Source organism: Psychrobacter sp. LFX-11D, assembly GCF_904846475.1.
In the GTDB taxonomy this organism is placed as follows: Bacteria; Pseudomonadota; Gammaproteobacteria; order Pseudomonadales; family Moraxellaceae; genus Psychrobacter; species Psychrobacter cryohalolentis.
This window is the reverse complement of sequence record NZ_CAJHAV010000011.1, coordinates 89,393-109,594: the sequence shown is the minus strand read 5'-3', so window position 1 is coordinate 109,594 and position 20,202 is coordinate 89,393. Positions and strand designations below refer to the sequence as shown.

General features: G+C 42.1%; 17 protein-coding genes and 1 pseudogene. 12 read left to right on the top strand and 6 right to left on the bottom strand.

What is annotated here, in order from left to right:
- Window positions 1-178 (bottom strand): annotated as a pseudogene (locus JMX75_RS09510) (IS1595 family transposase); the annotation flags it as partial.
- A 150-nt stretch (window positions 179-328) separates the two neighbouring features.
- Between JMX75_RS09510 and JMX75_RS09505 the strand changes: the two are divergent.
- The 3 genes from JMX75_RS09505 to JMX75_RS09495 all read left to right on the top strand — a co-directional run bounded on the left by JMX75_RS09505 (window position 329) and on the right by JMX75_RS09495 (window position 3,988).
- Window positions 329-1,630 carry an FAD-dependent monooxygenase gene (locus tag JMX75_RS09505; protein WP_265089563.1) on the top strand — a complete coding sequence of 434 codons (1,302 nt, stop codon included), beginning with the start codon at window positions 329-331 and terminating at the stop codon, window positions 1,628-1,630.
- 95 nt (window positions 1,631-1,725) lie between these two features.
- Window positions 1,726-3,003 (top strand): FAD-dependent monooxygenase, encoded by a 1,278-nt coding sequence (locus JMX75_RS09500; RefSeq protein ID WP_201532134.1) that lies wholly within the window; start codon window positions 1,726-1,728, stop codon window positions 3,001-3,003.
- 46 nt (window positions 3,004-3,049) lie between these two features.
- Window positions 3,050-3,988, top strand: a complete 939-nt coding sequence (locus JMX75_RS09495; protein WP_133105287.1) for an Abi family protein — start codon at window positions 3,050-3,052, stop codon at window positions 3,986-3,988.
- Between the two features lie 123 nt (window positions 3,989-4,111).
- Here the strand turns inward: JMX75_RS09495 and JMX75_RS09490 are convergent, their stop codons facing one another.
- The 3 genes from JMX75_RS09490 to nadA form a co-directional block, all read right to left on the bottom strand.
- Complete coding sequence (locus tag JMX75_RS09490; RefSeq protein ID WP_201532133.1) at window positions 4,112-5,023, bottom strand: lysine exporter LysO family protein; 912 nt, start codon at window positions 5,021-5,023, stop codon at window positions 4,112-4,114.
- A gap of 207 nt (window positions 5,024-5,230) precedes the next feature.
- Window positions 5,231-7,126, bottom strand: coding sequence for an L-aspartate oxidase (nadB, locus tag JMX75_RS09485; protein WP_201532132.1), 1,896 nt, complete (start codon window positions 7,124-7,126; stop codon window positions 5,231-5,233).
- A gap of 1 nt (window position 7,127) precedes the next feature.
- Complete coding sequence (gene nadA / locus JMX75_RS09480) at window positions 7,128-8,267, bottom strand: quinolinate synthase NadA (RefSeq protein ID WP_201532131.1); 1,140 nt, start codon at window positions 8,265-8,267, stop codon at window positions 7,128-7,130.
- A gap of 273 nt (window positions 8,268-8,540) precedes the next feature.
- Here nadA and JMX75_RS09475 point away from each other — a divergent pair, with 273 nt between their 5' ends.
- From JMX75_RS09475 to JMX75_RS09465, 3 genes are all read left to right on the top strand, one after another.
- On the top strand, window positions 8,541-9,632 hold the full coding sequence (locus JMX75_RS09475; RefSeq protein ID WP_201532130.1) for an NUDIX hydrolase: 1,092 nt from the start codon (window positions 8,541-8,543) through the stop codon (window positions 9,630-9,632).
- Between the two features lie 164 nt (window positions 9,633-9,796).
- The gene (nadC, locus tag JMX75_RS09470; protein ID WP_201532129.1) at window positions 9,797-10,657 is read left to right on the top strand and encodes a carboxylating nicotinate-nucleotide diphosphorylase; all 861 of its coding nucleotides are present in this window, start codon (window positions 9,797-9,799) and stop codon (window positions 10,655-10,657) included.
- A gap of 394 nt (window positions 10,658-11,051) precedes the next feature.
- Complete coding sequence (locus JMX75_RS09465; protein WP_084674192.1) at window positions 11,052-11,693, top strand: MarC family protein; 642 nt, start codon at window positions 11,052-11,054, stop codon at window positions 11,691-11,693.
- Window positions 11,694-11,821: 128 nt separating this feature from the next.
- Here JMX75_RS09465 and JMX75_RS09460 read toward each other — a convergent pair whose 3' ends face one another.
- On the bottom strand, window positions 11,822-12,424 hold the full coding sequence (locus tag JMX75_RS09460) for a LysE/ArgO family amino acid transporter (RefSeq protein ID WP_201532128.1): 603 nt from the start codon (window positions 12,422-12,424) through the stop codon (window positions 11,822-11,824).
- A 144-nt stretch (window positions 12,425-12,568) separates the two neighbouring features.
- Between JMX75_RS09460 and JMX75_RS09455 the strand changes: the two genes are divergently transcribed.
- From JMX75_RS09455 to JMX75_RS09445, 3 genes are all read left to right on the top strand, one after another.
- Window positions 12,569-13,291, top strand: coding sequence for a hypothetical protein (locus JMX75_RS09455; protein WP_201532141.1), 723 nt, complete (start codon window positions 12,569-12,571; stop codon window positions 13,289-13,291).
- 323 nt (window positions 13,292-13,614) lie between these two features.
- Complete coding sequence (locus JMX75_RS09450; RefSeq protein ID WP_201532127.1) at window positions 13,615-14,268, top strand: hypothetical protein; 654 nt, start codon at window positions 13,615-13,617, stop codon at window positions 14,266-14,268.
- A gap of 71 nt (window positions 14,269-14,339) precedes the next feature.
- On the top strand, window positions 14,340-14,909 hold the full coding sequence (locus JMX75_RS09445; protein WP_201532126.1) for a hypothetical protein: 570 nt from the start codon (window positions 14,340-14,342) through the stop codon (window positions 14,907-14,909).
- Window positions 14,910-15,017: 108 nt separating this feature from the next.
- Here the strand turns inward: JMX75_RS09445 and rluB are convergent, their stop codons facing one another.
- Entirely contained in the window at window positions 15,018-15,944 is a 927-nt protein-coding gene (gene rluB, locus JMX75_RS09440; RefSeq protein ID WP_201532125.1) for a 23S rRNA pseudouridine(2605) synthase RluB, read from the bottom strand.
- Window positions 15,945-16,305: 361 nt separating this feature from the next.
- Between rluB and JMX75_RS09435 the strand changes: the two genes are divergently transcribed.
- The 3 genes from JMX75_RS09435 to JMX75_RS09425 are packed head-to-tail and all read left to right on the top strand — an operon-like array spanning window position 16,306 to window position 20,188.
- Window positions 16,306-17,412, top strand: a complete 1,107-nt coding sequence (locus JMX75_RS09435) for a polysaccharide biosynthesis/export family protein (protein WP_201532124.1) — start codon at window positions 16,306-16,308, stop codon at window positions 17,410-17,412.
- Window positions 17,413-17,446: 34 nt separating this feature from the next.
- The gene (locus JMX75_RS09430) at window positions 17,447-17,878 is read left to right on the top strand and encodes a low molecular weight protein-tyrosine-phosphatase (RefSeq protein ID WP_193031838.1); all 432 of its coding nucleotides are present in this window, start codon (window positions 17,447-17,449) and stop codon (window positions 17,876-17,878) included.
- A 45-nt stretch (window positions 17,879-17,923) separates the two neighbouring features.
- Window positions 17,924-20,188 (top strand): GNVR domain-containing protein, encoded by a 2,265-nt coding sequence (locus JMX75_RS09425; RefSeq protein ID WP_201532123.1) that lies wholly within the window; start codon window positions 17,924-17,926, stop codon window positions 20,186-20,188.
- Window positions 20,189-20,202: the final 14 nt, after the last annotated feature.

Genomic DNA, 20,202 nt, shown 5'->3' with positions numbered 1-20,202 from the left:
CTAGAAGACCAGGTTCCTGACTGTTTTCATAAATCAGTAGTCTAAGACGATGAAAGTAATAGCTAGATGTTGTTTTATTAACACCCACTAGGCTTGCTGCTGTTCTTGCGGTAGAACCAGCAACAAAGAGTTCAATGAGTCTGGTTTGTTTGTACCAACTTAATCTACTCTTTCTCATATGGCTATCCTAGATTATTTTGCTTATCTAGGACAGCCCCATTTTTTAATATGTTCAAAGAACAATAGGTTTTTTAATAAAATAAAATTTTGAGTGAATAATAATCACTTATAAATGCGTGCTAAATCGGCAATGATAGGAATAATAATGATGCAAACTACTGAATCAAATTTATCAAAATCTAATAATATTAAACATGCTGCGATGACGGAGGAGCAGGTACTTATCGCTGGTGGCGGTCATGTCGGCTTATCTTTTGCTTTGTTATTGGCAAACCATGGTATCGCCAGTACGTTGCTAGAGAAAAACAGCTATCCGACCATCAGTCCAAATGATGATAGTCAGCGTAGTCATTACTTAGACAGCCGTAATACTGCATTGTCAAGGCGTACGGTACAGATTTATCAAGAGATCGGGCTGTGGGATGAACTACAAAGCCATGCCTGCCGGATTGATGCTGTACAGATTAGTGAACAAGGTAGCTTTGGACGCGCGCAACTCAATAAAAAGGATGAACAAGTTGAGTCGTTTGGACAAGTGATGGAAAATGCGTGGCTTGGGCGTAAGTTGCTCCTTGCTGCTAAGCAAGAGCCACTGATTATGCTCATTGATAATGCAAATGTAATAGCCGTTGACCAGAAAAACGATAGCGTAACCCTAAGTTTTAGCTACTATGGGGAAGAAGAGCATGAGCAGCAATTGCAGGGTAGTGTGTTGGTCGCCTGTGATGGGCGCGACTCTACCGTGCGTCAGTTATTAGATATCGGTACGACTACTTATGATTATAAGCAAACGGCTATCGTCGGCGTGGTAGAAACGGACAAACCACATGAGCATAATGCGATTGAGCGTTTTAGTCCTGCCGGACCGCTGGCAGTGTTGCCATTAACGGATCCAGAAGGCGACGGTAATAACGAATATCAGACTGGCTATAGACGTTCAGTCGTTTGGGTTTGCCGAACCGGAGAAGAGACGCAATACTTAGAGGATGACGCGCATTTCTTAGCGACTTTGCAGCAAGCTTTTGGTCAGCGTGCAGGCACGTTTAAAACTGCTGGTCGCCGTGGTGCATATCCATTGACACGAGTGCTGGCAGATAAACAAGTGGATGGTCGCTGCGTTATCATGGGTAATGCAGCGCACACCCTGCATCCAGTAGCAGGACAAGGGTTTAACCTATGTATGCGTGACGCTCATGTACTGGCACAAATGATGAGCGCGCAAGTGCTTAAAGGCGCAGATATTGGTGATCCTACACTACTAAAACGTTATGAAAAAGCCCGTCAAACCGATCAAAAACGCGTTATCCGCTTCTGTGATGCCGTGGTACATGGCTTTACGCATCCAAATCCAGCCGTGAAGCTGGCGCGTAACGTGGCGTTAGTTGCCTTTGATAAACTACCCAATATTAAGCCGTTAATTGCCAACTACGCGATGGGTCTAAAGTCTTAGTATTGGTAAGCCATTAAAAAAATTCAAAAATCTAACTGCTGCTAATTATTAAAAATATCAGCGGATAATTCAAGTAGCGAAACAAAGGATATTTTATGAAAAATAACCATACGCTGATTATCGGCGGCGGTATCGTCGGTGCAACGCTTGCGCTCAAACTGGCACAAGACAATAAGCCGGTGACACTCATTGATGCGCGCCCAAAGCGTAACGAGGAAGATTGGCAGCAAATACTGGGTCAACGTGATGCACGTGTTTATGCGTTAAGTCTTGCCAGTATTGAATTATTAAAAGAAGTTGGCGCTTGGCAAAAAATAGCAGCGTCAGAGCGTAAAGCTGATTACTTACAAATGCAGGTTTGGCAATTGAATGGTGTGGGCGAGCTGCTGTTCGGCGATAGTACTAATAATAGTGATGACAGTAATCAAAATTCTGAGCCGAAAATGCTTGGTAGTATGGTTGAGCCCGCGGTTATCGAATATGCATTATGGCAGCGTTTATCTGCTACCGATTTAAAGCAATATCTAACGGTTATCGATGGGCAGAAGATCGTTGATATGGACTGGCTAGGTGCAACGCAAGGCTACCGTGTGACGTTAGATAACGGAAGCGTGATTGACGCGCGTTTATTGGTCGGTGCTGACGGTCGTAGCTCATTCGTGCGCAAGCAAGCAGGTATTGAGCTTGATATTCTTGATTATAATCAAACCGCGATCTGTTGTGCGATTCAAACTGAAAAGCCACATCAAGAAACCGCCCGCCAAGCCATGCTGCCGACTGGTACATTGGCATTATTGCCGCTCGCTGATATCACCGATGAAGACAAAGCCAATCCACAACATTGGCAGTCAATTGTATGGACATTACCACGTAATCAAGCATTGGCATTGATAGAAGAACACCCGCGCTATATCGCTGATAAATTGGCTGCTGCCAGTCATTATGAGCTTGGTGCTATCCATAAAATTGAATCAATCGCCAGTTTTCCGCTAGCGGCGCAGCAAGCAAAGACTTATGTCTCGGATAATTTAGTATTGATTGGTGATGCGGCGCATGGGGTGCATCCACTTGCTGGGCAAGGGCTCAATCTTGGGATGCTTGATGTAAAAGCATTAAGCAAACAATTGGCGCATGATTATAACCGTAGTGGCGGGACGCTTTGGGGTACCAATCAAACCTTGCGTAGCTATGAGCGTTTGCGTCGTCCGCATAACAGTCTGATGATGCACAGCTTTTCGGCGCTTAACTGGCTGTTCGCTGGCTCGCTGGCTCAACTGCGTCCTATCCAACAACTTCGTAATGAAGGTATGTACCGCGTGAGCAAAATCAAGCCATTGATGCTGCTGTTTGCTAAGCAGGCGAGTGGGGTTTAGGCGATTAAGTGTTTGGTAGTTAATAGTATGCAACAGGGTAAATGAAATGAGTAAATCTTGGTTTTCATTCCAACAGCAACTTAATAGTTTAAAAGCTAAAGATATGCTAATAGACAATGAAGTAGCAGCACTCAGTTATCTTGAAAGGGTTGGTTATTATCGGTTAAGTGGTTACTGGTACCCATTCCGCCAGTTTGATGACAAATCTACAAATAAACGGCTAAGTTTATTCGTAGACGATACTCATTTTAAGCACATTGTAGAGCTTTATGTCTTTGACAAAAACTTGAGGCTCTTAGCGTTGGATGCGTTAGAAAGAATAGAGATGGCAGTTAGAGTGGATATTGCACATATATTGGGTAAAAAAGATCCACAAGCTCATGAACAACCAGCGAAATTAGATGGTAATTTTGCAAAAAAGATAATTAGGAAAGGAAGGAATAAAGGAAAAACTGAACACCAACTTTGGTTGGAAAAGCATAATCAGTTGTTATATCGTGCAAGAAAAGAGCCTTTCATTTCGCATCATAATAATTCTTATCAAGGAGTTATACCCATTTGGGTAGCAATTGAGGTTTGGGATTTTGGTTGCATGTCTAGATTGTATGCTGGCATGACCTATTCAGATAAGGCGACCATTGCACAAAAATATGAGGTTAGTGGGAAACAACTTGAGCAATGGTTACGTAGTCTAAATTTTATTCGTAATGTTAGTGCTCACCACAGTCGATTATGGAATGCTAACATTCTTGAACAGTCAGCTCCTATTATCTTAGATGAAAAATGGACGGCACTTGCAAATCATAAACCATTTTTTTATTTTTGTATTATGCAGCATATGCTAAATATTATCTGTCCTAACTCTCAGTGGAATAAACGCTTTAAAGTTTTATTGAAGGAATTTCCTACTGTACCTAATAATACTGTCAATATTACAGATTTTGGTTTGGTAACAAGTATAGATGACTGGAAATTATGGCTCTAAAATAAGTTATTATAAGGTTGAGTTACTAGATATAGAAAACCGCCACTTGCAAGAGCAGAGGTGACGGTCATATTGATATACATTATATCGCTTAATATGAATTTAGCAAATGCTAAAATGTATCTACCTTAAAGACGAAAACAAAACCATCAGCACTGGTGCGACAATATTAATAATAAAACCAAAGCTAATCGCTAATGGCACCACTTTTAGACCACCTGATTGCTGAATAATTGGCAAAGTAAAATCTAAACTGGTCGCACCGCCAAGTCCAACCGAGGCAGACGGATATTTACGCATAAAGACGGGGATAAATATCAACGCAAAGAACTCACGTATCAAGTCGTTAAATAGCGCAACACTGCCCCAAATCGCCCCATAAGCATCAGTCATCACAATCGCAGATAGCGAATACCAACCAAATCCTGACGCTAGTGCCAAGCCCTTCGTCCAAGAAACATCGCTAAACATCAGCGCAAAGATAAGCCCGCCAACCAATACTGATATCGTAAAGATAATACTCATCTCAACACCGCGTTTATTAAGCAGCACTTCTTTTAAAGTAATACCCGAGCCTTTTAATCCAATACCAACCAGCAAGATTAATATCATTAGCATGACCGTCATGGTGTTTTCAGGCGGTATATAGTTGGCTGGCAAGAAATAACCGATCACAAAACCTATTACCACACAGATGACTTGAGTGAGGCTGCCACGAATACTGACGCGATGCTCTTTAGATTTAACACTGGGTTTTTTGGCATGCCACGGGCGCAAACGGTCAAACAGCATTAGCCCAAATAATCCAGTTCCAATTGTCAGTATTGATAATATCGTGACGTACAGTGCGATTTCACCTACCTGACTGCCAAGTCCTTCGACTTGTGCTAGCTCAATACCAATCAAGCCTAAAATAATAAAGACCAAATAAGACAAGCCTTTATCGGCAATTTTGGTCAGGGTTGGATTGGATGGAATGGCAAAGCCAATAAACATTGGCATTAAAACCAAGACAAGGGTAACTAAGCTTTGCATGGTAAAGGGCTCGCGGCATTTTTAAAAGGCGTTTTAACAAATTGTTTTTAGGAAGGGTTTTTTAATAAGGCAAGGATTGTAACATATCAGAGTAACAATACTGACATGAGCAGACAAAATTCATTGAATTGCTGCTGGTCAAAGCTTTTTTTATGAGCTTCTCTATATGCTAGACCAGCAGTGCCGAATTGATTGAATATAAAGCAACTATACCGCGTGTTCGGATTGGACAGATTTATGATGTCTCTGAATTTCTGAAGTGGGATTATTGATACCACTTAATGGGCAAATAGCTTGATTTGATAATGGCTCAATCACACTAATGCGAGCAGTGGCTCCTAGGTTGGGATAGTCTCTACGATAGTGTCCGCCACGACTTTCAAGGCGCTGACAAGCAGACTGAACAATTAAAGTCGCTAATTGCAACTGTCTTGCTAATTGAAAGTGTGCAAGTTTATCAATGGTCATAGCGTCGTCTGAAGCATTTATATTGGGCTGACTTAATTCAGATTTTTCAAGCCATTGTTGCCATTGCTGTATCTGTATCAATATTTGCTCTAATAATTCGGCAGTGCGAGTGATACCCATATGTGAGGTCATTAAAATTTTTAATTCTGTAATGATTTTGCCAGCCTGATTATTAGTATCTATATTGCTATCAGTATCCTCGTAATCAGCTGAAGTCAATGGACGTGTAATAAAAGAAGAGAGCGTAATGGCTTGAGTATCTTTAAGAGTTGGCGCTGTCCAAAAGGTAGGTGCTGATAAGTTTATGCTTTCATAAATGGCAGCAGTATCTAGATTCTCTAGTGCTTTCAAATAGCGAGGCAAATCAGCGGCGATATTGCGCCCAACCACCACGCATTCCAATAATGAATTACTTGCTAAGCGATTTGCTCCATGCAGACCTGTATAAGCAACTTCACCAGCGGCATAAAGACCTGCTACATCGGTTACGCCATCAGCATCAGTGACCACGCCGCCACAGCTATAATGGGCGGTTGGGGCAACCGGAATTGGCTCTTTAGTTATATCAATACCAAGTGCTAATAGTGTCTGATAAATCTGAGGGAAATGCTCTTGCAAAAATTCCGCTGGTAAGTGACTGACGTCAAGATGAACGTAGCCAAGTCCGTTATTATTAATCTGCTCAGCTATTGATCGAGCGACAATATCTCGCGGCGCCAGTTCTGCACGCTCATCAATCTCTAGCATAAAGCGCTTGCCAGTTTGTGGACAATATAGCCGTCCACCTTCGCCGCGTAAAGCTTCAGAAATCAAAAAACTGCTATCTCCTAGTGCTAGACCAGTCGGATGAAATTGGATGAACTCTAAATTTGCCAAACGGCAGCCTGCTTGCCATGCCATCATAATGCCATCACCGACACAGACGTTGGGCGCGCTGGCTCGTTGAAATAATTGCCCTAAACCGCCGCTGGCCAGTACAACTGCGCGACTATGAAAGGTAAGTTTGCACTGATTAACATGATCAAAAGCTTGTGCACCTTGGCATCGGTTATCACTGTTGTCAGTTAATAAATACAGTGCTTCATGGTAGGGCAAGATAGTGATATTGGACGCGGCTTGCACTTTTATAGTCAAGGCCTCCATGATATGTCGACCCGTTGCATCATCAGCATGAGCAACACGTCTACAACCATGACCGCCTTCTTTGGTCAGATGTAAGTGAGAGAGGTCAAAACTCGCCTTTATATAATTTTTTGATTCTGGCTGGGGAATCTGAGTAAAAGGTACGCCTTGTTCGCATAGCCATTGAACCGCTTGTTGTCCAGCGTTTAGGATACTGGCAGTATTATCCGCTGCACATAATCCTGCACCAGCGATTAGTGTATCAGCGATATGGTCAGCAACCGAATCATTTTTGTCCAAGCTTGCGGCGATACCGCCTTGGGCATAATGGCTTGAGCAAACTTCCAATGCAGCTTTACTTAATATGGTAATGCTTAGCGACTCTGGTAAAGCAAGCGCGGTGCTTAATCCTGCAAGCCCAGTCCCAATGATAAGCACATCTGTTATCACGACAGCATCAGGGATCTGATGCGCATTACAGTTATCTTTGCCATTTAACCAGTTCGCGCTCATATTATGCTGCTCCAACATTCGCAAACAATGCCCGGTCTTGGACGATATCGCCGCTTGCTGCTACCCGCTGTTTTTGTGATTCAGCAAAATCAAGCATGCGTTGTAGTGGTTTTCTAGCTGCGGCTGCCAGCTCAGCCGTCATTAATACTTCACCGCTATTATTAATCAAGCATTGCTTGATACCTTGTAGACCATTCATCGCCATCCATGGACAAAAAGCACAGCTTTTACAACTGGCACTTTCACCAGCGGTAGGGGCAGCCAAAAAGCGCTTGTTTGGCGAGCGCTTTTGCATCTCATGCAAGATTCCTAAGTCAGTTGCGACGATAAAAGTATCAGCATCCATCTCATAGGTGGATTGCAATAGCTTACTAGTGGAACCAACTACATCGGCAAGCGCCACGACACTATCTGGAGATTCAGGATGTACCAAGACTTTTGCTGTCGGATGTTCAGCTTTTAATTGTTCAAGCTCAGTGGCTTTAAATTCGTTATGTACCATACAAGAGCCTTGCCAGAGCAGCATATCTGCCCCAGTCTCACGGGCAATGTATTTACCTAAGTGTCTATCCGGACCCCAAATGATAGGCTCGCCTTGTTCTTGCAAATGTCGAATGATATCGATACCAACTGACGAAGTTACTACCCAATCAGCCCGTGCTTTTACTGCCGCACTGGTATTGGCGTAGACCACTACGGTACGCTCAGGATACGCATCACAAAAGGCAGAAAATTCATCGGCAGGGCAGCCCAAATCAAGCGAGCATTCTGCTTCTAAGTCTGGCATCAGTACTGTTTTTTCCATACTGAGTATCTTTGCCGACTCACCCATAAAGCGTACACCTGCAACTACCAGTGTTTGTGCACTATGCGCCTGACCAAAACGCGCCATTTCAAGTGAATCACCAACACAACCGCCGGTTGCCAATGCCAAATCCTGAATAAAAGGGTCGACATAATAATGCGCCACTAAGACGGCGTTATGCGCTTTTAATAACTGCTTAATATTTTCTTCAACTTGCAGTCGCTCACTACGCGGCAAGTCTGCGGGCATTTTTGCTTTGGCATATTCGATATTCATTTGCGTGGCAATGCGATTATCGGCACTCATAATCGGTGCGTCATACGGATACGTTTTCATAAGTGCAAACCTTTCATGCAATAACGACACGTCAATTGCCGTTAAAAGTGGGTCAAGTAAATAGCGCTAAAAAATATACTGGTTTAATTATGCTCATTTTGAGCATAAACACAAGAAATTTTTTATACGTTTATTATTTATGCAGGACTCATTTTGTATAATTACAACCACAAGCTATGATAAACATCGATTCAAGCTATACTTAGCATGTGGTCAATGGCTTATCAGTTGAGCTGTATTTCATAAATAAAATAAAAGGTAATCATTAACGTCATGACGTTGTCTTATTCACACGCCCATCAACAAGGTAGCGGTACGACTGAGGTTGTCGCAGTGCTGGTCGCGATTACCGAGCACACGGCGCGCGTTTTAACCGTTGATCAAGGCAAGCTATTGCCCAATGGTCCCCTCATGCCATTACACCGCTCGTTGCAAGCAGGCGTGCGCCAATGGGTTGAAGAGCAAACGCAGCAGCCACTTGGTTATTTGGAACAGCTATATACCTTTGTTGATACCAATAGACGCAATGATGATGGTCATGCGCTGGTTTACGTCAGCTATTTGGGTCTGGTGCAAGAAGCGCAAACACAGCTACAAAGCCAAGCATTATGGCGTGATTGGTACGATTACTTCCCATGGGAAAATCACTTAGATGGTATGCCAGCTATCATTATGGACTATATCGTACCAGCATTATTATGTTGGGCAGATGCTGCAAAAGAGCCTGATATTCAGCAGCGCCGGCGTCAACGTATGGGTCTGTGTTGGGGCGTCAGTGAGACGATTCTAAATAATTGCTCTAAAAATAAAAGCGCGCATTCAAATGCAGAGAGCAACGATCAGCTGATAAATGACAAAGAATACGAGAATAGGGAATGGATTGCAGAACATGTCCTTTTGCGCTATGAGATGTTGTATGAAGCAGGTCTTATTGCAGAAGCACCAACTTATCCACCCAGCTATTTGGCTAATGTTCAACCTGATAGTGCTGAATCTAACAAGGCGTTTAAATTGCCTAGTAACTGGTCACAGCTTATAGGGTCACCGATGTACTATGACCATCGCCGGGTGATTGCGACGGCTATTTCAAGACTACGCGCAAAAATTGAATATCGACCACTCATTTTTGGCTTGATGCCAGATGAATTCACCTTGTCGCAGTTACAGCAGAGTGTCGAAGCACTATCGGGTGTGCGCTTACATAAGCAAAACTTCCGCCGGCTGCTAGAATCGCAAAATCTTGTGCTAGAAACAGGGCAGAGTAGTAGCGCCCAGCGTGGTCGTCCCGCTAAACTTTATCGTTTTCGCCATGATATTGAACTGCAAAGTTTGCTGATGGACAGCAAATTGCCAAAACGTAAATAGCCGCCCAATCGCTATCAGCCTCTATCATTGTCAAACCCAATAAATTTATTGAAAATTTTAATTTATGATATTTTCTTGCGAGCCAATAAACTTTACGTTATATTTATGCTCATTTTGAGTTTAAATAATAGATATTCAGAATATAAGCATAATAAGGGCTAAAAATGACAGTTAAACGAGAGCCAGCACTGGCTGAGGTATTACTTAAACCGTTGGTTGAAGCGGCATTAACAGAAGATTTGGGTAGACGTGGTGATGTCACTTCACAAGCGACCATTCCAGCCGGCATGCAAGCGCAATTACAGATTAAGGCAAGGCAAGCAGGCGTGATATGTGGTATGGATTTAGCACGCTTATCTTTTGCTTTGATTGATGAGCAGATAGCATTCGTTGCTCAAGTCCATGATGGTGAAACGGTCGAAGCTGGCGCGGTATTAGCAACTGTGCGCGGCAATGCGCGTAATTTGCTGACAGCAGAGCGTACGGCACTTAACTTTATGACTCATCTTAGCGGTATTGCGACAGATACTAAGAAGATTGTTGATAGCGTGGCAGCATATCCAGCGCAAATTACTTGTACGCGTAAAACCATTCCAGGCTTACGTATCGTCCAAAAATACGCCGTACGCTGCGGTGGCGGGCGTAATCATCGCTTGGGTTTAGATGATGCGATTTTAATTAAAGACAACCATATTGCCATCGCAGGTGATATTAAAAAAGCGATTGAGCAAGCGCAAGAATTTGCTGGGCATCTGATTCCAATCGAAGTGGAAGTCGATACATTAGCACAGTTAGAGCAAGCACTAGATGCTGGTGTGAGCTTAGTGCTATTAGATAATATGGCGCCTGAGATATTGTCGCAGGCAGTCGCTATGTGTAAAGGTCGTGCTAAAACCGAAGCATCAGGTGGTATCACCCCTGAAACAGTGCAAGCCGTCGCAAAAACGGGTGTTGATTTTATCGCGATGGGTTATTTGACCCACAGCACGACTGCATTAGATATTGGTTTGGATTTTAGCGCTTAGCTTTCACGCTTGGTCTAAATATAGTGAGTCCCAAATAAAAGAAGTACAAATGTTATAAAGCACTGCTGGGGTTACTTTTTCTTGCTTGCTGTGCCTGCGCAGACAGAGGCTGCGAATAATTAACCCCAGCAGTGCTGTACTCTTTTAAAAATGGATCAACTATATAGACTCGTTTTAATGAAGTTTAATAGAGGATTAACCCTCTATTGAAAGGGCAGATTTGTATCGATATCCTATGGATTTGGTAAGGTGTAGGAATTAAGCGAAGTTAATGATTTAATAGGCTTATCTGCCTATGCTACAATGCCGCTGCTACCGACTATTAGGTCATTGATGCACTTGCATGATGGCCTTGTTTTTTGCCCGATTTGACTAATAGACAAGCGAGCGCTCAGTGAATACTGAAATTATTAAGATAATCCTAGCCTTTATGGTATTGATTAACCCCTTTAGCGCATTGACATTGTTTTTAGATTCAACGCGTGGTTATTCAATGAATAATCGACGTAAAGTAGCGCGCGTTGCTTGTCTGACCATTTTTATTACTATTAGTTTTTTCACCTTAGCAGGCGAAACGCTCCTCAAAGTCTTGGGTATTTCAATCGGCTCGTTTCAGTTAGCAGGTGGTATCTTAGTGTTTTTAATCGCTCTCAATATGATGAATGGCGAGGGCAATCCGGTTAAGCCTGATCAAGAAAACTTCGATGTTGACCATCTCCAAGGTGCGCCGCCAACGATGGCAGCCGCAGTTGTGCCGATTGCTATTCCTATGATGATTGGACCGGGTGGTATTTCAACCGTTATTATCTACTCATCACAAGTTTCTGGCATCTTGCAAATATCTGCCATTTTGATTGCGGGTTTGTTTATCAGTTTATTTTGTTATTTGGCATTGATGGCAGCTGGTCGTATCAGTCGCTTATTGGGTGATACAGGGCTTAATATTATGAGTCGAATCATGGGGATGCTATTGGCGGCAGTTGCTATCGAAATTATCGTTAATGGGCTACGTACGCTATTTCCTGATTTGATCTAATTTTTTAGTCTATAGAAGCGATTTAATCGCTCAAAAAACCAACTACTTTCAAAAAAGTATTTGGTTTTTCTGTTTTTTAAACGGCGTATCATTGTTTGGATAAAGGCTCTTGAGTAGAAAGCTCTGTTTTAGCTTTGGTACAAATGCCAAGCCAAATATAGCATCAATATGCCGACTAAGGCGTCAAGGATATTCCACGCTTTTGGTTTGGCAAATAAAGGTTTGAGTAACCGTGCGCCATAGCCGAGTGCAAAGAAAAAGCAGAATGAAGCGCTGACCGCTCCTACTGCAAAGGCAAGCTTACTACTGGCTCCTGTTGAAACCATACCGACCAGCACCAAGGTATCTAAATAGACGTGTGGATTTAGCCATGTAAAACCAAAGCATAGTAATAATGCCTTTTTTAGGCTAGTGACGACTTGTCCATCGACGGTAAGTGAGTGGGATAAACGCATACTGGCATACAAGCTTTGCAGTCCGTAACCTAATAAGAATATGACGCCCGCGACCTTGGCAATATTGACCACTTGCGGATAGCGTGCCGTTACCGCGCCAAAACCGCCAACGCCAGCTGAAATCAACAACGCATCACTGACTGCGCAGAACAGACAGACAAAAAATATGTGCTCGCGTTTGAGCCCTTGTTTGAGTACAAAAGCGTTCTGCGAACCAATAGCGATGATGAGAGATAAGCCAAGCAAAAAACCGGAACTGTAATCGGTGATATTCATGATGGCTGTCTTATCCTTTAAAAATGCTGACGTTTGCTTACTGGTAGTATGGCAAAAAGCTGTTAAGATAAGGGATTGAATGGTCAAATGCAATCAGTAAATGGGCGAGGAGCAGGGTAAGTTATGGTCATAAGTTTGACAAGAATGCTACAGTCATTTGGGCAAGCACATGATGACCTGCCAACCGCCGCTGCTAAAAATGCTCAGCAAGCGGCTGCCAATAAACTTACTAATAATAAAAATGATGTCAATACTTCAACGTCTAATGCTTCGCCGCTTACTGAGCCACAGCGTACCGAACGTATTTGTGATGCTTTAGCGCAAGTGTCTGATATTCGTGCACCGACGCCATTGACCGATCGTTACTTATCCAATCGTGCTCAAATGCGACCGAGTAATAGACCACCTTTTGACCCAGATACCTTATGGTTTCTTAAACATGGACGCTGTCCGATTATGACTGAGCTTGTGAATGTGGTCGATGCAGCCACGCTAAATGCGATGCCAATTGAAGCAGTTGCTATTTTAGATAGAATCAATGGCAAATTAAAACGCTATCGTGAATGGAGTAGCGAGCTTAATGATGAGCAGAAGCAGCAACATAATGAGCGTCAGTTTGTCATTGATAAGCTGATATCTGAAAGTATTCCAGAAGCCTTGCATCACTACGAGCAGCTGCAACGCTTTAGCCCGCACCGCACGAAAAACAATGTCATCCAAGGAAAAATGACCGCCGGCGATATGCTCACAGATTTGTTTTTAGACATTGATTACGAGCTTGACGAGTTATTAGAAGAATTGCATCAAACGGTGATGAACAAACTGGCTTCAACGCACCGTTATGTCAAAAGCCGTACCCAAAGCTAACTTGAATTTAACGAGGATTATTTAAAAGTTGTTAGTATTGTTATTGTGAGTTCAGTATAAAGACGATACCGAGACACTGGAATGAATTTTTCGCAGCCTCTGTCGGCGCAGGCACAGCAAGCTAGAAAAGTTTATTCCAGTGTCGCGTAAAAAATTCATGTTTCTGTTTTGTTTGCAAATAACTATAAACACAATCGGCGCAATACATAACAATATAAGGCTTTAATACAGCCTTATTTTTTTGTTTAATAATAATGATTAAGTATTATCGAAAATAACAATAAATTTGCCAATCATTTCTACTAAATAACAAGGATACCCAAATGACCCAACTGACTGCAATGTTCGTGATGTTTGTTTTATATGGCGTGCTGCCAGCAGCTGGGTTGTACCTTGGTTATCGTGGTATCAAAAAAGTCACGGCGCCCAAAATGCTTGAGTATAAAGCGATGCCGCAATTGGGTTATATACCTGAAAAGAGCTTGCCAGTTGAGGTCAAAACAGCACTTGAGCAAATCAATGATAAGGGCGAAAAGCTGCGGGTTATTTATGGCGATACCAATAACGATGGTAAAATTGATGATAAAGATACCGTCAACGAAACCTACGTTATGATTCAAAATCTAATGGATAGGCATGTGCCACTGGCGGTAGCGGATTATCGCCGCTTACATGACTTAGATGTCGGGAATGGCGCACTTGCTGATACCACGAAAATTAAGCATTCTGATGTCACGGGCAAAGAGGCGCTATTAGAAGTGCTTAGGACGATTAATACCCAATTTGATGACTTGCTGAATGCGTCCTATCATCAAGATGGACAAAAATTGCTGGCGACCAATCGCTATTTGCAGCAGCGTTTTAATAACCCAACCAGCAATTCTAGACTACAACAAATTGATAATAGCGCTGTTGAAGTCCAAGCAATTGAAAATCCAGCTAATAAAGAAACTGATGTAAAAAATATTAAGCTATAAATGAGAGATGTTAATAATATTCCAAGTCTAAGTGTTTATGCTGAAATAGGTTTAAAGAAGAGTAAAGTAACATGAGTATATTAATAGGCGTTGGTGTGGTTGCTACTGTTAGCGTCTTTTATTTGGGTAGAAAGGGCTGGCACGCATTCCATAAAATGGTTGGCATTACTCCAGGCGTGCTGATTTATCAAGATAGTAATGCGCCCCTGTTGTTAACTTCTCTCAATTGGCAACAGCTAGATTTAAATAAAAAACATCTAGGAGCTTTATCGGATAAGCAACTGCGCCAATTGCAGCACATTGATAAAAAGGTAGCAAACTATCATAACTACCAAAACGAGTTAGAAGCGCAAAATGTAACTTCAGCTATTAACGAGCAGCAATTTGTCTTACATAAAATGCTGCATATCCGCTTACCTGAAATGTTAGCCAGTCATTATCATTTAGCAAATATCAATGTAAGCAACCATGTAAGCAACCATACTAAAAATGGACAGAAGCAGACTAAGGCGGGTAGGCTATTACAAGAGGTATTGGACAGCATCGAGCAGCGTTTAGATGGGTTATTAGAGCGAATGGAAGAGCAACATCTACAAGAATTAAGAGTAATGAAAAATTATATTCATAGTCATGACGACTAAGCCTCAAGTTAGTGATATTTTTAAAAAACGCATAAAAACGCATAAAAAAGCGGTCAATGAATTAATCATTGACCGCTTTTTTATCACCTAGCATCAATCCCTAATAAATTAACGCTTGTTGTTACGATCACGAGTATTACGTGAACCGCGACTGGCAGGACTGCCACTGCTTTTAGGTTTGACGCTGCTAGGACGGTTATCGCTACGACTGTCAACACGGCGCGCTTTGAGCGGCTTGCTTTTGATACGTTCTTGCTTTTCTTTAGCTGCACCGTGCAATCCCGTACCGTGACGTGGTCGTAAGCTCACCAAATCGGTTAAGGTATTGATGTCTTTTTTATCGAGCTCTAAGAAGCGACCGGTACGCAATTCTTTTGGTAGCGCAATCGACCCGTAACGCGTACGTAATAGACGGCTCACTTTAAGACCTTGTGACTCAAACAATCGGCGCACTTCGCGATTTCGACCTTCTTTTAGTCTGACGTGATACCATTTATTGACGCCTTCACCGCCGCCTTCTTTGATATCTTCAAACTGTGCCATGCCATCTTCTAGCATGACGCCTGCCGTTAGAGTACGCGCGATGTCTGGGGTTACTTCACCAAGTACACGTACGGCATACTCACGGGTGACTTCACTAGATGGGTGCATTAAGCGATGCGCCATTTCGCCATCATTGGTAAATAAGAGCAAACCAGTCGAGTTAATATCCAAGCGCCCAACCATGACCCAGCGGTCGTGAGTCAATTTTGGTAAACGTTCGAAAACCGTTGGACGGCCTTCTGGGTCACTAGCAGAACAAACTTCCCCTTCAGGCTTGTAATAGGCTAAGACTCGGCGACGCTTTTCGTTTTCAGCCGTATATTTGATTTGGCGACCATCAACACGAATCTCATCGCCTTGTTCAACGCGGTCGCCGATGGTTGCGGGTCCATTATTAACGGTCACACGCCCTGCTTTAATCACTTCTTCCATTTGCCGACGTGAACCAAGTCCCATACGGGCGAGGGCTTTTTGCAGTTTTTCATCTTTCATAACGATATCCTTGAGTCGGTTAGTTTACATTTCTCAATGTATTAATCTGGATCGAGTATTATACGCTATTTATCGAAGTTATGTTTAAGATTAGCTTTTAAGGCTATTATTGTTGGTAGGTTAGGCTTTATTACGTGGTTATGTCTTCAATCGAGATTGATATATCTGACGAAAAGTAAATATAAATTGATTTTTACTCTTACCTAATTCCTCCAAAAAATTTACCTTATCTGTCCAATCTTTAACCAGCTATGGTATTATTGCTTTGTTTTTTATGGTTGGTGTAACTTTTTAGTATAGTTGTCTCAATTGCGCTCGTTGCTAGACGCTGCTTATATCTGTGATTTATAAAGGTTTTTTTATGTTCTTCAATTCATCAAAGTTATTAGGTGTGGCGTCTGTGCTTATGATAGGTCTGATTTCAGGCTGTTCCAGCATTAACTCTGGCCTACAATCTGGTGATCTGCCGCCCAGTGGTTCATTCGTAGCTGCGAGTGGTATACAGTTTAATGTGCAGCCGTTAAATTTGGCGACGCTACCACCGAAGCAGGCCGTTGTTCCTAGTAGCGATTTAACGCGTTTGCTGAGAACCTCTGGGCAAGTTGATTACCGAATCTCGGAAGGTGATATTTTAGGTATTACGCTAGTAGGATATCCAGAGATTGCGCCGCCTTTGACAAATAGTAGTAACACTGCCAACCCTTATGCTTTGGGCTTCCCTGTTGATCAACAAGGTTTTGTACAGTTTCCACTTATTGGACGTATTAAAGCCAGTGGCATGAGCGTGCCACAATTTACTGCCAATTTACAGAAACAACTGCAACGTTATCTTAAATATTCAGACCCGCAGGTTAAAATCGTTAACTACCGTGGCAATAAATTCTTTATTGATGGTGAGGTAAAACAACCGGGCGAGTTTGCTATTGCTGATGTGCCTGTGTCGCTCTATGGCGCAATTTCTATGGCCGGCGGAGCCACTCCTACGGGCGACTCAAATAATGTCGTGCTAAACCGTAACGGTACTAGCTATAACATCGGACTGGAGTCGCTGCGCCAAATGGGCGCTTCTGCTAACCAAATTTACCTGCGAGATGGCGACTCTATCCACGTCAATAGTCAAGATCGTAATAAAGTATATGTTTTAGGTGAGTTCGGTCAAGTAGAGCCAGTGCCTATTTTAGAGCAAGGTATTAGTTTGGCGCAGGTTTTGGGTGAGTCTAAAGGGCTTAATTCTGCTACAGCAAATGCGGCTAAAATATATGTGGTTCGTGATAATTTAAATACACGAGCGACAGATATTTACTATGTAGATATGCAGACCATAACCAGCTTTGCGCTAGCCAATCGTTTCGAGATGCACCCGAATGATATTGTTTATGTCGATCCAACTGGCTTAACGCGTTGGAATCGTGTTATCAGCGCTATTTTACCGTCTACAACAGCCATCAGGTCGCTCTCAGGCTTATAGGCATTGGGCTTATAAATAATAGGTAATAATTATTATGGCATTTGATAATATTTTAGTGGTGTGTGTCGGTAATATTTGCCGTAGTCCCATGGCAGAAGCGTTATTAAAACAACGTTACCCTCATAAAAATGTCGATTCTGCAGGGGTAGGGGCTTTAGTCGGGCACTCTGCAGATCCTGCCGCGCTAGAAATTATGGCTAAACAAGAAATAGATATCACTAATCATGTCGCCAAACAAATTGACGAAGGTTTGGCAAAAAAAGCGGATTTGATTTTTACTATGTCAGACAGTCAGACCAAATGGATCGAAGAGCGCTGGCCGTTTTGTCGCGGCAAGACTTTTAAGCTCGGTCATTGGCAAGACAAAGATATTGCCGACCCCTATAAACATGAGATGAGTGCGTTTCAGACAGCATATCAAGATATTGTTGTTAGCCTAGAACAGTGGGCCGATAAAATTAGCTAAATAGCTGCTATTAAACGATTAACCTTAAGTGATGACCATACAGTTATGAATACAGATTCAAAGAACTTATCAAACGCTGCTTCCAAAGAAGATAATGACGAAATTGATCTTATGGCGCTACTGTTTGCCATTTTGCGTGGCTGGAAAGTCATTGTGTTTTTTGCTGTATTAGGATTGGTAATAGGGATTTTATATAGCAGATACGTCAATCCTACTTTTAAGTCGGATGCACTGATTCAAATTGAAGAGAACTCTAAAGGCGTTGCCGCATTAGGTGCGGATATTTCTGAGCTGATTGGCTCTGAAGTCAGTAAAGCGCAAGCAGAGGCTGAACTGATAAGATCGCGTATGATCTTAGAGCCAGTGGTTAATTTGTTACATCTACGAATTCGTTTGTCCGATCCTAATATTGGCGCGTTGGATAGAATCAAGAGCAATAGTACGGATACTCAAATAAATAAACCTGAAGGAGTATCTCTTAAAACCGAAGATGGTGAAGTAAGAATTAGCCAATTTAATGTCTCACAAGAGTATTTAAATCAATCTTTTACTTTAACACGCTCCGCGACAGGATTTGTATTAACTAATGGTTTTGACGATTTTAAAGGTCAGATCGGTAAGGCGCATTTATTTAAAGGCACAGATGGTCAGATTCAAATTAAAGTTGATGATCTACCCGCTGATGGCTACTCGGTTAATATCACTAAGCAATCTCTTCAAACCACGACTGATCAGATAAATAGTGCCCTATCTGTGGTTGAAAAAGGTAAGCAGACAGGCATTATTCAGCTATCTATGACGGGTGCCAATCAGCAACAAACCAGCTTGATATTAAAACAAATTGTCTTATCTTACATTGATCAAAATCAGTCGCGTGGTTCCGAAGAAACCACTAAAACCATTAGTTTTATGGAAACTCAGATTCCAACGTTAAAGAAAAAACTGGAAGACTCTGAAGCAGTATTTAATGACTTCCGTAAAAAGTACGGCACTATCGACGTGGGTAAAGAAGCAGAGTTGTTATTGACAGAAAACTCGCAAATCGATGCCCAACTCAATGAATTGAAGCTTAAAAAAGCGGATCTCACAACTTACTACACAGAAGAGCACCCTTTGGTTGTCCAGATCAATGAGCAACTGGCGGTACTTAATGCTAGAAAAAATGAGATAGACGATACTATCGCCGGTTTACCTGAGATACAAAGAGAGTTTTTACAACTGTCAGCTGACACGACGATTAATAGAGAGATCTATCTGACACTACTTAAAAACTATGAACAGTTAAAAATCGTTAAAGCGGGTCAAATTGGTTTTGCACGTATTATTGATTTGCCTATCAGCACTTATAGAGCCATTGCACCAAAAAAACTGTTAATAATGATATTGGCTATGCTATTAGGAGCGATGTTTGGTACAATGTTGGTACTACTTAAAAACATGCTTAGGAATGTGGTCAAAGACCCTGAGCGTATTGAAAATAAAACGGGCGTTCCTGTAGTAGCAACGGTTCCACGTTCGCCACTACTCACCAGACTGCGTAAAAATAAGAAAGCACCTAATCGTTTGTTGGCTTATGTCGATCATAATAGTTTGAGCTATGAGGCTATTAAAAGCTTAAGAACGAATCTAATGTTTGGCATGCCAGTAGAAGGGCGGGCTGGTCAGCGCGCCAAAGTTATCTTGATTACTGGCGAAAGCCCAGGCGTTGGTAAGTCTTTTATCTCTTCTAATTTGACAGAAGTATTTGCCCAGTTAGATAAAAAAGTCCTGATTATGGATGCTGATATGCGCTTGGGTGAGCTGCATAAGATGTTTAGTATGAGTCAGGATAATGGTTTAGCGGACTATTTATCACAGGATAAGACTCATTTATCAAAATCTAACGCCCAAACTACAGAAGTTATTACCAGTCAAGAGACTAGTAACCTAGCAAGCTTTATTCATCCGACTGGCATAGATAATATTGACTTTATACCACGCGGTCAGCATCCGCGTAACCCTGCTTCATTATTAGCAAATGGCAGTTTTAATCATTTAATGGCAGAGCTTAATTTGCATTATGATTATATTGTCATCGACTCGCCACCAGTATTGGCCGCTTCTGACGCTATGATATTAGCGCAGCACGCGGATAAGGTATTGATGGTAACTAGATACGACGATTCTATAGAAGGGCAGCTGGTTTATGCGGTTAATCAGATGAATAAAGCCAATATAAAGGTCGACGGTATCATTCTCAACGATGTACAACAAGGGATTATGAGCAAATATAGTTATCACTATAGTTATGCTTATGGTAATAACCAATAGTTAGCTTTTTGGAA